We start from the raw sequence: 11,946 nt of genomic DNA on the forward strand, positions 1-11,946 counted from the left end.
ACGTACTTTGATGTCAGAAACATCGTCGCCTACCTTGGGATATATCCTACGCTTCAAATAACAAGAACCGTCAATTTGAACTCCGTCAGCGTACTTGGCGTCTTGACCGCCTAGTCGCTTGCTCTTCTGCTGCTTATCATTGGCGTTGCTGCCTTGAGAAGGGCGTTCGCTAACAGGAGATATGTACGCTTGAAATCTGCATGCTTGGAGCGATAAGGACATCTGGCACAATCTAAGCGCAATCTAAGGGCGACACACGAACAAGCCATACTCTTTTGGAATTGAAATCACACCGTCAACTTTGTGCGAGGCGAGCACAGATAAGACATCTTGCCGCTGCGCGTCCTCCAAATGAAATACCTCCGGAAGCGAGTAGACGTACGCAAGCAGATCACGTGCATCCGTTACTTCAAGAGAATCCGGATAGTCAAGCCTGACCACATCCGTAAAACACGTTTTCAGCGAGACAGCACCGTTTTGCAAAGTAAAGGTCTCGGGACTGTCAACGACGTCGGTAAAATGCGATAACCAGCTCCCAAGAGTTTGCGCAAGACTAGGTGTACCAAAGGTCGAGGTGTAAAAAACACCGTCGGACTTGAGAACACGGCGAACCTCCTTCAGAGCACCTTCAAGATCCGGCACATGATAGAGCATCATATTTGCGGTAACGACATCGAAGCTGTTCGTAGCAAAAGGAAGATTCATAATGTCCGCGCGCTCACATTGAACATTTTGATATTGCTCCATTTTGAGCGTACTGGCAGCAACCATCCCCTTGAAATAGTCAGTCAAAATCAAATCAACGTTTACCGGAAGATTTGCGTAATTCTCAGCCCATAAATCCGCTGTCCCGCAACCGACATCAAGAACACGCACAGTATTCGCGCTGGCCGTCTTAAACTGGTAATGCGAGAAGATCCAACTACCAAAACCCTGCTTATTCGATGAATATTTTTCATGGAGCGCTATGCGAATATCAAGATTGTCTGTCACCTCATATTGCTTTTTAACATCTTCCTGAGAGTTCACATCATCCTCCGTCATCTATACTGAGTATGCCAAAACTGCCAGACCTATTGTAGCTGTCTGTCAAAGCAACTTGCTCGAACAAAAATGACCGCCACCTAAGGATCCACACGTATGACATCGGCAAAGGCCGTCGAAATAGCAGGTATTCCCGTGCAGCTTACCCAAAAGCGCGTCAAGAATATCAATCTGCGCGTCACCCGAGAAGGACGTGTTGTCGTAAGTTATCCATGGCATACCTCAGAAGCAGTTGTGCTTGCCTTCATCGAATCCAGATCCGATTGGATCCGCGCCACCCTCTCTCGCACCTCATTGCCCAGCGAGAAGAACTCCGCAGGTCAAAACATCATTTCCGGTTGCGAGGTCAGCGTTTGGGGACAGCCTTACGCCTTGCAGATTATCCCGGGGTCAAGACGAACAGCATATATCTCTGCACACGACCTTGTTATCACACTCCCCAACCGCTATCTCAATGACCTGACCTCCGAAACTTCCCAAAGCGCTATTCGTAAAACATTTGATGAGTTTCTCGCCAAAGAGATGCGCAAAATTCTGCCTGAGATGACCGCCGCCGCAGAAGCAAAAGCCGGTCGGAGCGCCTCGCTGTGCCGCACACGGCGCATGAAAAGTCGCTGGGGTTCCTGCAATACCAAAACGGGAGCCATCACGCTCAACCTTGAGCTTGCTGAGCATAATCCGGAAGCTCTGAAGTATGTTATTGCCCATGAACTCACCCACCTCTACGTCCGCAGACATAACAAAGAGTTTTACGCTCTTCTCACCACGTTCTATCCAAACTGGAAAGAAGTACGCTCCGGCCTCAAGAATGCCCGACCGTCTTTGCGATAAAATAATCGCTGCTGACTAAGGAGCGCTGGCATCAATGGCACGCGCGCATGTTTTGAAGATTTGAGGAGCTTTTATGCCAAACGAAGGCAGCTATGAGGCGGCGCTGCGCCGTTCCAATGAAATTCAAGCAGATCTGCCAGAGCATCCCGGAAACTACACCATGCTTACCGGAGATCGTCCTACGGGCAGACTACACTTAGGCCATTACTTTGGCACCATCGTTGAGCGCGTGCGGCTGCAGAACCTTGGTGTGCACACCAACGTAATCATTGCCGACTATCAGGTCATTACTGACCGCGACACCACCGAGCATATTGCCGACAATGTATACAACATGGTCGTTGACTACCTTGCGTGCGGTCTTGATCCCGAGAAGACCATGATCTTCACGCACTCAGCCGTACCGGCGCTCAACCAACTTATGCTGCCGTTTTTATCGCTCGTCACCGAAGCGGAGTTGCTTCGTAACCCCACCGTCAAAGCCGAGCAAGAGGCATCTGGCCACGCGCTCACGGGGCTCTTGCTCACCTATCCCGTTCACCAAGCGTGCGACATCCTCTTCTGCAAAGGCAATATCGTACCTGTTGGCCGCGATCAGCTGCCACATATTGAGCTCACAACTAAAATCGCGCGCCGTTTCAACGAACGTTACGGCAAGGTCTTTTTCGAAGTTTCGGGCCTTCTGACCTCAACGCCGTTGCTCCCCGGCCTTGACGGCCGAAAGATGAGTAAATCTTATGGCAACGCTATTTCTCTTTCCATGACGGCAGAGGAGACGGCTAAGCTCATTAAAAAGTCCAAGACGGACTCAGAGCGCCTGATCACCTTTGATCCCGAGAACCGTCCCGGCGTTTCCGCCCTCCTGACCACGGCTGCTATCTGCACCGGTCGCGATCCTAAAGAAATTGCCGACGAAATTGGCATGGGCGGCGGAGGCGCTCTCAAAGCCTACGTCACAGAGGCTGTCAACAGCTACTTTGCTCCAATTCGCGAGAAGCGCGCGGAGATTGCAGAGCATCCCGACTACGTACGCGAGGTGCTCAGTGACGGTAACCGACGTGCAAATGAAATTGCAAATGCTACCTTAGATGAGGTGCGAAACGCTATGGGTATGGTTTACTAGCGTGGATACTTTTGCTCATTTTCACAATAGCGCTGCCTCAGACGCTTCTGCCTACCCTCGCAACAGCACTGCCTCAGCGGTTGAACTTGAACTCACCATTGAGCGCATGAGTTACGGCGCAGATGCCATAGCTCACACCGCCGATGGCAAGACGGTTTTTGTCTCCGGAGGCGCTGTCCCGGGAGATATTGTCCGTGCAATACTAACCGATGACAGCGAGCGCTTTTCTCGCGTCATGCTCTCAGAAGTCCTTGAACCGTCACCTGAGCGCGTACCGAACCCCCTCCCCTTCGTAGCACTTACCGGAGCTGCCCCCTGGGGCAATATGACCTACGAATCTCAGCTTCGCGAGAAACGCGCCGGAGTCATTTCTGCGCTTGAGCGCATCGGACACTTCTCGCCAAACGAAACGTCCAAGCTGGTGCAGGATATCGTAGCTCCAGGCGAGCCGTGGGGGTATCGCAACAAAATCGAGCTTGCCTTTAAGCGTACCGGGCGCAAAACGCTTGTAGGCATGTACGCGCCAAACGGTCAGGACGTCGTCCGTGTCAAAGACTGTCCGCTTCTGGACAAGGCTCATGAAAAGATCGTCGGCGCAGTGAGCGGCGCCCTCTCCTACCTTTCCGGCTCCCACGAGCTTGACATTGAGCGCATTGGCATCCGCACGTCTCGCCGCACACGAGACGTTGAAGTGGCACTATGGACGGCCCCCGGCGGCTTTCCCCGAGCACAAGTTGCGCGCGTACTGGAAGATGCCACGGACGCCACAAGCATCGTGCGCGTAATGACAAAGGGACCGAGTAAGGCCAGACGTATTGCAGGCGTTGAGCGACTATCCGGCGCAGGCTCTTGGTCAGAGCTTATCGGCGACGAGTGCATGCGCGTCTCTGCTCCCTCGTTTTTTCAAGTCAACACCAAAGGTGCCGAGAAGCTCGTGGAGCTGGTGCTCTTTGCGCTTGACATACGGGATAGCGATGAGGCTATGGATCTCTACTGCGGTGCTGGTACGTTTACGCTGCCGCTTGCTCGTCGTGCGGGTTTTGTTTCCGCCGTTGAATCTTATGGCCCGGCTGTGCGTGACCTTCGTCGCAACCTTGAGACTTCTGGTCTCGAAAATGTTGATGCCATCGGCGGAGATGCCGGACGATCATTTCCCGATACTAATGCAGATATCATTGTGGTTGACCCGCCGCGTGCAGGACTTGCTCCTGATGTTATAAAACAGCTCTCTGAGCAGAGTGCTCGAGCAATTGCCTATGTCTCCTGTGACCCTGCAACCCTTGCGCGTGACCTACGACGCTTTGTTGATGCAGGAACGTTTTATCCCATAAGCGTCACACCCGTTGACCTTTTTCCTCAGACGTTTCATGTGGAGTGTGTAGTATTGCTGCAAAAAGTGAATTAGCCAGAGATTGTCTTTACCTCTTCTGACGAATTACTTTTGCTGGATGGTATACTTCAGCGGACATCAGATTCTTTTGATTATGTTGATATTCAGAGCCCTCCAAAAGTTGGGAAACCTATGGAAAAACAAGTACTTCTCGCCCAATGGCTACATGAACAAGAAATCGCTCATATCAAAGGATGGGATTTCTCTCACATTAGGGACAGATATAAAGAAGAGGATGATCTTCCATGGGACTTTGGAAGTATCATCAAATCCTATTTGCACGATACTGATTATCTATTAGATATGGAAACGGGCGGTGGAGAATTTCTTTTGTCTTTTCTCGCCAATCCTGAACATACTGCCGCAATCGAAGGTTATGCACCAAACATCAAACTGTGTGAAGAAAGACTTCTTCCTTTAGGGATAGATTTTAAGGCAGCTGACGGAGGAGATGAGCTTCCGTTTGAAGATAATTACTTCGATCTTGTCACCAACAGGCACGGTAAATACAACATACAAGAACTAAAAAGAATTCTTAAAAGTGGAGGTATGTTTCTTACTCAACAAGTTGGCGCTGAGAATGACAGAGACCTTGTAGAGCTTCTACTAGGCAATGTCGAGCTTCCCTTTCCTAAAGCTTATTTGAGTATTGCCAGACAAGAATTCATAGACAATGGATTTGACATTATTGAGGAAGCTGAAGCCTATAGGCCGATCGAATTTTATGACGTAGGTGCTCTCGTTTGGTTTGCAAGAATCATTGACTGGGAATTCCCTGATTTTGAAGTTGAGAAATATCAAGATAATCTCTTCAGGGTGCAGGAGATTCTTGAGAAAGACGGTGTGATTAAGGGAAGGATTCATCGGTATTATTTTGTAGCCAGAAAGAAGTAATATACCAGGCAACCTCGAATTTACGGAGACAGCTATAGATTTTTCGGAGATAGATATGAGAATCGAACACATTGCATTGTACGTAAATGATTTGGAAAGCGCTCAACAATTCTTTGTGAAGTACTTCGGGGCAACATCCAATAATGGCTACCATAACCCTCGAACGGACTTTCGTTCGTATTTCCTCTCTTTTGATGATGGCACCCGGCTCGAAATTATGAACAAGCCGGGAATGCCTGACTTGCCAAAGGAGCTCAGCCGCACGGGATACGCGCATATCGCTTTCAGCACAGGCAGCAAAGAAAAAGTGGATGCTCTGACCGCAAGGTTAAAAGCGGACGGCTACAAAGTCATCAGTGGGCCAAGAACAACCGGCGATGGCTACTATGAAAGTTGCGTCGTCGCCATTGAACAGAATCAAATTGAGATTACTGTTTGAGCGACACAGACGGGCTTCTCGAATGGGTCTTTCTCCTACGCATGAAATTCAGGTAATAAAACCTTGAGCATAGCTGAAAAGTACCTTTTTACCTCGCGTGGCATTAAATGTGGCCCAAATAAGCAACCAATCTCCAGCATTGCAGACGTGACATTCATTGCTTCCTGCCCAGCTTCCTTTCAAGACTGCATGCAATGTCTACGCCTTAACTGATCTAATGCCTCGGGTGTATTCTCAGCAATAAGGTCTATCACCACTCTCAGAGGACAATCATCAATATGTTTTCTATCAAGGCGTTTTATGTCACGTTTAAACGAGGTGGTAAATTCAATCTTCAGCTGACCCATGGCTATGCTCGTATTGTCGTAAGCAAATCATCAGCATTGCCATAGGACAGGCCCGTACCACCTCTGGCAATGATGTCCTCTGTCTCCCGAATCGCTTCAAGACTTTCTTCATTTGGCTCTTCATTACCAAGGTCAAGCGGAATACGATGCGTGCGACCCATCTGCTTCCAAAAAGCACGTGTTACAGACGAGAGGTCAAAGCTATTATCTTAAAAATGACTGAATTCTTCCCCGGATGCAGACTTGTTTTTGATACGGTCGGGACTTTGGGCTACAAGCTTATGATGAGAGTAGTTCTGAAAAGACACGGGATGAGTGATTTTGGCAATCTGTTTTATACCAACAATGCCGTGCAGGAGCTCTCCACGTGGTCAGATAAAATCACTGTTTCATCTAAAGGATATATGCTTGGCTACTACGATATGAAATCACAAGGCATCGAAGGCATTCATCGCCTTCTAGCACGCATAGGCGACAACATAATGAATATGCAGGTTGTTAAGATAGATATGCAGTCGTAGACACATAGAGGATTATGTTTTACGTTATCAACTAAACAAAAGTCTCTCTTAAACTGATTGGTAAATTTAACTTCATATTTCATAGCATGGTATATATTACCCAAGGTTCTTCTCGTAAAGGCGAGCAACCTGGTCGCCAATGTCCTCATACCAAACCGGTCGCTCTTCCACAAAGCAAAAGCCGCTTTTGATGTAGAGTTTCTCGGCCGGAACATTGCCCTTCAAGACGTCAAGCTGAACAGACTTGAACCCGTGCTTTTTACCATATTCAAACATGTAGTTCATCATGTTCCTTGAAACCTGTCGACCGCGAAAATCCGGATGAACGGCAAACAGATGTATCGTCAGCACTTCATGGTCAGGGTACTTAATCTTCCAGTCCACGTCACGATACATCGGATCGGCAGACTCCTCCAACACCACCGCCGACACTACCCTGCCGTCAATCCTGCATGTATGGATCTCCGACTTCTCCAAATTTTTCTTCAAATCGTCTTCAGTAGGGTAAATGCCGTAGTGCCAATCGGCGCCATATTCGTCATCCGCTTGCTTTTCGCATACCTCTTTGTAGAACTCGCATACCTCAGCAAAATCCGAGGCACTCGCTACACGATAGTCTTCCATGGCCTACTCCGCATCTGTATCTTGCTCGTTTCTTCTCTCTCAATATAACAGGCCCTTGCGGTAAAATACTCAGTCAATCTCGCATTAAGATGTGCAAAGGACGTCCATGACAATTCAAGAGGAACTTTTTGCGCTCCAAGATACGGAATACGCAGCATTTCAGAGCAAGCTTACGCCCACCGTGCCGAGCGAATCAATTATCGGCGTACGCGTTCCTCAGCTTCGAAAGCTGGCTAAGAAGCTTTTCAAAAGCAAAGAGGCTCAAGAGTTTCTTCTCGCCCTCCCTCATACCTACTACGACGAGAACATGCTGCACAGCCTGCTTATCTCCGAGATTAAAGACTTTGACGCCTGTGTTTTGGCAACTGATGCGTTTCTCCCTTTTGTCGATAACTGGACCGTCTGCGACATTTTGTCACCTCGGGTATTCAAGAAAACCCGCGAGCGACTGACGTCCGAGATTCTGCGATGGACAGCTTCCATTCATGCATATACCTGCAGGTTTGGCATAGAGATGCTTATGACGCACTTTCTGGACGATGACTTCGAACCCAAATACCTAGAGATTCCCGCGCAGGTTCACTCAGATGAATACTACGTCAACATGATGGTCGCCTGGTTTTTCGCCACTGCCCTAGTAAAGCAGTGGGACTTCGCGATACCTTACCTTGAAACTGAGAAGTTGGATACGTGGACGCACAATAAAACAATCCAAAAGGCTCGCGAAAGCTACCGCATCACCAAAGAGCAGAAGCTCTACCTCAAGAGTCTGAAGCGATAATCCCCTCACCTCGCCTTGCGTCTTCCCAGCTCGTCTCTTCCTGTCTTGCGTCTTCCCGGCTCGCCTCTTCCTGTCTCTTTTTCTTTCCGCGAGGGCGCTTTCGGTGCGATTCCAAAAAAGTGCGTGAGTTGTGATATGAAAACTCCTAAAAAAGGCATCAGTTGTGATAAATCCCCTAAAAATGCCATGAGTTGTGAAGTATTTTTATCACAACTGTGGCACTTTTTTGGAATCTGGTCGAAGATGCACCAAAAGCCACGGCGGGAGCTGCGCTTGAAGCCGTACTCGGGTCCACACCTGATGCCGCAGCAGGAGCCGTACCAAAGCCGCACCTAGTCCCATGCCAAAAGGTTAGCCTAAGCAAACTTATACGCAGGTAAACACGCATATGAAAGGCATTGCGCTGGACGAGAAAAACGTGTAAAAACTTTATGTACAAGTGTAATTTGCCTTGCGACAATGTACGTTACACTTGAGTCAGCAATTTCCCGAGTAAGGGGCTTGGGAATCAGTGAGAGGATAGTACCATGAAGGCAACAGTATCTGAAGATTGCATCGGTTGCGGTCTTTGCGAGGGCACCTGCCCGGAGGTCTTTGCTATCGGCGATGACGGCCTGGCACACGCTATCGAGGAAGAGGTTCCCGAAGCTGCAGAAGACGCCGCGCAGGAGGCTTGCGACGGCTGCCCCGTTACCGCTATTGAGCTTGACTAACTAGCTAGAGCTGATAATCGGTTACTATGTGAGAGTCGCTTCGGCGGCTCTCTTTTATTGTCTTAAATGCCAAAATATCAAAGGAATGCCATGATTCTCGCATCGCAGTCTCCCCGACGCCTTGAACTCATCGAATCGCTGGGCATCACGCCCCAGGTCATGCCTGCCGATATTGACGAATCTCGCAAATCCGGCGAAGCTCCCCTCGCCCTGGTCAAGCGTCTTGCGCAGGAAAAGGCCGTGGCAGTCTGCCGACACCTGATGAACAATTCTCACGCTGCCGAGAAGAACAACGAGATTGTCATTGCTGCTGACACTATCGTATGGACCGAAAACGAAACGGTTTTTGGCAAGCCGCATGACGCCGAAGACGCAAAGCGTATGCTGCGGATGCTTTCCGGCAAGACGCACTTTGTTTCCACCGGTGTAGCCCTGCGGCGCTTTAAAGCCTTTGCGTCGCCCTCACCTGACGGCTCGCCGTCTGTCATCGCCGTCGCGTTTGTGCAGACTACTAAGGTAACCTTCTATGAGCTTTCAGAAGATGAGATTACGGCGTACGTAGCGTCCGGAGAATCGTCAGATAAGGCAGGCGCCTATGGTATCCAAGGACGCGGACGCTTTTTAGTGCAGGCCATCAGCGGAGACTACGAAAACGTCGTCGGCCTTCCCGTAGCACTTCTCGCCCGCGAACTAGTGAAGTTTACCGGCAACCACGACTATCTCGAACATGCACTCGAAGGCTCAGCTTAAAGGCTTAATTAAACTTCACGACCTTCTGCGCAATGTGATAGCCACCGAGCGTCACAAAACGGCCGATACGCCCCGGCAGATTACACGCTGTCCCCACGAGTCCATGGCGGGCGTGGCGATACATCCGCCCATCATACGCGCGCAATTCGTCCCACAGCTTCTCAAGCTGATCCATGGCGTCGTCGCGATCGGACATCTTTGAAAATACGGAGCAGATAGCCATGATAATGGTGAAATAGCTCATCATATACGTGCGCAAACGGGGCGACTTCACGTCGTCGTAGATGTGATAGGCGTGCATCATCACCCGAGATACGCGCCAGTAATGATCCACGCGACCGGTCAGAACTTTCTCATTGACCGACTGATCATCTCGGCCGATAAAATAGCGATACAGGTCAACATCCACATAGTAGATGGTCTCGACCTTGGGAAAGGGCACGTACGCGTACACATTGTCAACGTAGAAAGTATGTGGCGGCATCTCAATGCCGGCCGACCGCAGCACGTCAACGCGATATGTCAGAGCATGCATCAACAGATACTGCGATAGTTTGAAGTGTCCTATGTCATCCCAGCCGATAACACGGCCGGTTGGAACGGCATCGCGATAATCCACAAAATTTTGCGTGTTGTCCTCAACGTGCTCGTACACGTAATTAGAAAGCACCAGGTCAACGGGCTTCTCGCCCGAACGCGATGGAGCGTCGACAAATTCGCGGAGCTTGTTCAAAAAGACCTTGAGAGCCTCACCGTCCACCCAATCGTCAGAGTCGATGTTTTTGAAATAGACTCCATCAGCGTAGGCGACCGCCTTCATAACGGCAATACCATGGCCACCGTTCTCCTGATGAACCGCCTTGATGATATTCGGGTAACGCACCGCCCACTCATCGGCCTTGGCGGGCGTATTGTCCTTCATCGAGCCATCGTCAACGATAACAATCTGAACGTCATCGGCATATTCCGACCCCTCAAGGATTGACTCGATGCAGTGGTCCATGTACTCGGCGGAGTTGTAACACGGTATACCAAACGTAATGGTCTTTTTCATGAAAAGAACGCTCCTTTAGGACAGATTTTATCGCTACACACATTGCTAACCGGTAAGTAGTGAGTGTGGCCCAAAAAGACCACACCCGCTACATTGGCAAATCTATGATTGATTAGCAATGAGTTCATCGGAAAGCTCAAGGGCAGAAGCGACAACACCATCCATGTCGTAATAGCGATACTCTGCCAAACGTCCCGCCGGGTGGAAGTTCAACACGCCCGCAACACGGTCGCGGTACTTGCAATACAGCTCCTGGTTTTCGGGCTCAAGGATGGCATAGTAGGGCGTCTGACCGCTCTCGGGCACATAGGCCTGCGGGTACTCGCGCATGATGGTAGTCTTGCCGAGAACAACCTGGCCCGTCATGTTCTTGAATTCGGTAATGCGGGTGAAGTCCTCGCTCACGGTATAGTTCACCGTGCCAACGGGCTGGAACTGATCTTGGTCGAGCGTCTCAAACTGCATGTCAAGCGTGCGGTACGGCAGCGCGCCAAGGTCAAGCCTAAAGAGCTCATCGAGCGGGCCGGTGTAGACGACCTCTCCGACATACGGCTTTCCACAAACGACCACGCTTGATTCACTGACGTCCATAATGTCGCGCACGTCAACATCGAGAAAGACGTCAATCAGGTCGTGGTCCAGCATGTTCTCAAAGAGCTTGGTATACCCTTCGGCCGGCATGCCCTGATGCGTCGCTGTAGGAAAATAGCGGTCATCATCGCCGACAAAAACAGGGACGCGGCCGGTAATGGACTTGTCTATCTGGTCGGGTGTCTTCCCCCACTGCTTCATGGTGTAATGCAGAAAGACGTTCTCATACACGTAGTCAGCAATCTCTTCCAGCTCGGAGTCATTCTGCTCACGCAATTCCATGATGGGCACCTTGACGTTCTCGCCAAAGGTGGATACGAGCTTTTGGTAGAGCTTCTCGCCACGCTCTTCGCCAAAGGCAAGCTTGAGCGAGGTGTGGTTGAACGGCACCGGCATAAGCTGACCATGGATATTCGCACGAACTTTGTGCTGGTAGCCGGTCCACTCAGTGAAGCGCGAGAGAAACTCGTGCACGCGGTCATTGACCGTGTGGTAAATGTGCGGACCGTATTCGTGGATCAAAACGCCCGCCTCGTCAATCCGGTCGTACGCGTTTCCGGCGATATGCCCGCGGCGCTCAATAATCGCGACTTTGGAATTGCAAGTCTCAGCCATGCGTCGCGCCACAACAGAGCCGGCGTATCCGGCGCCGACCACCATAACGTCGTAGGCATCGGAATTGAAACCGGCAGGAAGACCGTGCGTAATAGCCATGTAAACCTCCACGAAGCGATTCTTTTAGCGAGAAGCGCCTCCCGTTGACAGTATTTCTCGCTCTCAATTTTATCACGCACTCCTATAATGAGGTTTGTATGGCGTTAATTACCTTTTTGATAGGAGTTCT

General features: G+C 50.1%; 14 protein-coding genes. 9 read left to right on the plus strand and 5 right to left on the minus strand.

The genetic code is table 11. The annotated features are described in order from the left end of the window. Positions 1-243 precede the first annotated feature (243 nt). Positions 244-1,029, minus strand: a complete 786-nt coding sequence (locus tag QM016_RS01390) for a class I SAM-dependent methyltransferase (protein ID WP_282709900.1) — start codon at positions 1,027-1,029, stop codon at positions 244-246. A 111-nt stretch (positions 1,030-1,140) separates the two neighbouring features. Here QM016_RS01390 and QM016_RS01395 point away from each other — a divergent pair, with 111 nt between their 5' ends. The 5 genes from QM016_RS01395 (at position 1,141) to QM016_RS01415 (ending at position 5,721) form a co-directional block, all read left to right on the plus strand. Continuing rightward, positions 1,141-1,875 (plus strand): SprT family zinc-dependent metalloprotease, encoded by a 735-nt coding sequence (locus QM016_RS01395; protein ID WP_282709901.1) that lies wholly within the window; start codon positions 1,141-1,143, stop codon positions 1,873-1,875. Positions 1,876-1,948: 73 nt separating this feature from the next. Continuing rightward, positions 1,949-2,998, plus strand: a complete 1,050-nt coding sequence (trpS, locus tag QM016_RS01400; RefSeq protein ID WP_282709902.1) for a tryptophan--tRNA ligase — start codon at positions 1,949-1,951, stop codon at positions 2,996-2,998. A 1-nt stretch (position 2,999) separates the two neighbouring features. After that, positions 3,000-4,403, plus strand: coding sequence for a 23S rRNA (uracil(1939)-C(5))-methyltransferase RlmD (rlmD, locus tag QM016_RS01405; protein ID WP_282709903.1), 1,404 nt, complete (start codon positions 3,000-3,002; stop codon positions 4,401-4,403). A gap of 117 nt (positions 4,404-4,520) precedes the next feature. After that, positions 4,521-5,282, plus strand: a complete 762-nt coding sequence (locus QM016_RS01410; RefSeq protein ID WP_282709904.1) for a class I SAM-dependent methyltransferase — start codon at positions 4,521-4,523, stop codon at positions 5,280-5,282. A 55-nt stretch (positions 5,283-5,337) separates the two neighbouring features. Continuing rightward, a complete protein-coding gene (locus tag QM016_RS01415; protein ID WP_016476913.1) occupies positions 5,338-5,721 on the plus strand; it encodes a VOC family protein in 384 nt (127 codons plus the stop codon). 349 nt (positions 5,722-6,070) lie between these two features. Here QM016_RS01415 and QM016_RS01420 read toward each other — a convergent pair whose 3' ends face one another. After that, positions 6,071-6,229, minus strand: a complete 159-nt coding sequence (locus QM016_RS01420) for a hypothetical protein (RefSeq protein ID WP_016476911.1) — start codon at positions 6,227-6,229, stop codon at positions 6,071-6,073. Positions 6,230-6,379: 150 nt separating this feature from the next. On the opposite strand from QM016_RS01420, the gene QM016_RS01425 reads away from it, so the two are divergent. Next, the gene (locus tag QM016_RS01425) at positions 6,380-6,589 is read left to right on the plus strand and encodes a hypothetical protein (RefSeq protein WP_282709905.1); all 210 of its coding nucleotides are present in this window, start codon (positions 6,380-6,382) and stop codon (positions 6,587-6,589) included. A 96-nt stretch (positions 6,590-6,685) separates the two neighbouring features. Here the strand turns inward: QM016_RS01425 and QM016_RS01430 are convergent, their stop codons facing one another. Continuing rightward, complete coding sequence (locus QM016_RS01430; protein ID WP_282709906.1) at positions 6,686-7,213, minus strand: GNAT family N-acetyltransferase; 528 nt, start codon at positions 7,211-7,213, stop codon at positions 6,686-6,688. 106 nt (positions 7,214-7,319) lie between these two features. Here QM016_RS01430 and QM016_RS01435 point away from each other — a divergent pair, with 106 nt between their 5' ends. From QM016_RS01435 to QM016_RS01445, 3 genes are all read left to right on the plus strand, one after another. Then, positions 7,320-7,994, plus strand: a complete 675-nt coding sequence (locus tag QM016_RS01435; protein WP_282709907.1) for a DNA alkylation repair protein — start codon at positions 7,320-7,322, stop codon at positions 7,992-7,994. Positions 7,995-8,521: 527 nt separating this feature from the next. After that, complete coding sequence (locus tag QM016_RS01440; protein ID WP_003148440.1) at positions 8,522-8,707, plus strand: ferredoxin; 186 nt, start codon at positions 8,522-8,524, stop codon at positions 8,705-8,707. A gap of 90 nt (positions 8,708-8,797) precedes the next feature. After that, the gene (locus QM016_RS01445; RefSeq protein ID WP_016476907.1) at positions 8,798-9,457 is read left to right on the plus strand and encodes a Maf family protein; all 660 of its coding nucleotides are present in this window, start codon (positions 8,798-8,800) and stop codon (positions 9,455-9,457) included. Positions 9,458-9,461: 4 nt separating this feature from the next. Here QM016_RS01445 and QM016_RS01450 read toward each other — a convergent pair whose 3' ends face one another. Both QM016_RS01450 and glf read right to left on the minus strand, forming a co-directional pair. Beyond that, a complete protein-coding gene (locus QM016_RS01450; protein ID WP_016476906.1) occupies positions 9,462-10,511 on the minus strand; it encodes a glycosyltransferase family 2 protein in 1,050 nt (349 codons plus the stop codon). Between the two features lie 102 nt (positions 10,512-10,613). After that, positions 10,614-11,816, minus strand: a complete 1,203-nt coding sequence (gene glf, locus QM016_RS01455; protein WP_282709908.1) for a UDP-galactopyranose mutase — start codon at positions 11,814-11,816, stop codon at positions 10,614-10,616. Positions 11,817-11,946 lie beyond the last annotated feature (130 nt).

The organism is Lancefieldella sp. Marseille-Q7238 (assembly GCF_949152215.1).
Lineage (GTDB): Bacteria > Actinomycetota > Coriobacteriia > Coriobacteriales > Atopobiaceae > Lancefieldella.

What these genes read in the sequence shown, in the direction of transcription:
- QM016_RS01395 (WP_282709901.1), top strand. Translation starts at nt 1,141, where the DNA reads ATGACATCGGCAAAGGCCGTCGAAATAGCAGGTATTCCCGTGCAGCTT.
- trpS (WP_282709902.1), top strand. Translation starts at nt 1,949, where the DNA reads ATGCCAAACGAAGGCAGCTATGAGGCGGCGCTGCGCCGTTCCAATGAA.
- QM016_RS01410 (WP_282709904.1), top strand. Translation starts at nt 4,521, where the DNA reads ATGGAAAAACAAGTACTTCTCGCCCAATGGCTACATGAACAAGAAATC.
- QM016_RS01415 (WP_016476913.1), top strand. Translation starts at nt 5,338, where the DNA reads ATGAGAATCGAACACATTGCATTGTACGTAAATGATTTGGAAAGCGCT.
- QM016_RS01420 (WP_016476911.1), bottom strand. Translation starts at nt 6,229, where the DNA reads ATGGGTCGCACGCATCGTATTCCGCTTGACCTTGGTAATGAAGAGCCA.
- QM016_RS01425 (WP_282709905.1), top strand. Translation starts at nt 6,380, where the DNA reads ATGAGTGATTTTGGCAATCTGTTTTATACCAACAATGCCGTGCAGGAG.
- QM016_RS01430 (WP_282709906.1), bottom strand. Translation starts at nt 7,213, where the DNA reads ATGGAAGACTATCGTGTAGCGAGTGCCTCGGATTTTGCTGAGGTATGC.
- QM016_RS01435 (WP_282709907.1), top strand. Translation starts at nt 7,320, where the DNA reads ATGACAATTCAAGAGGAACTTTTTGCGCTCCAAGATACGGAATACGCA.
- QM016_RS01440 (WP_003148440.1), top strand. Translation starts at nt 8,522, where the DNA reads ATGAAGGCAACAGTATCTGAAGATTGCATCGGTTGCGGTCTTTGCGAG.
- QM016_RS01445 (WP_016476907.1), top strand. Translation starts at nt 8,798, where the DNA reads ATGATTCTCGCATCGCAGTCTCCCCGACGCCTTGAACTCATCGAATCG.
- QM016_RS01450 (WP_016476906.1), bottom strand. Translation starts at nt 10,511, where the DNA reads ATGAAAAAGACCATTACGTTTGGTATACCGTGTTACAACTCCGCCGAG.
- glf (WP_282709908.1), bottom strand. Translation starts at nt 11,816, where the DNA reads ATGGCTATTACGCACGGTCTTCCTGCCGGTTTCAATTCCGATGCCTAC.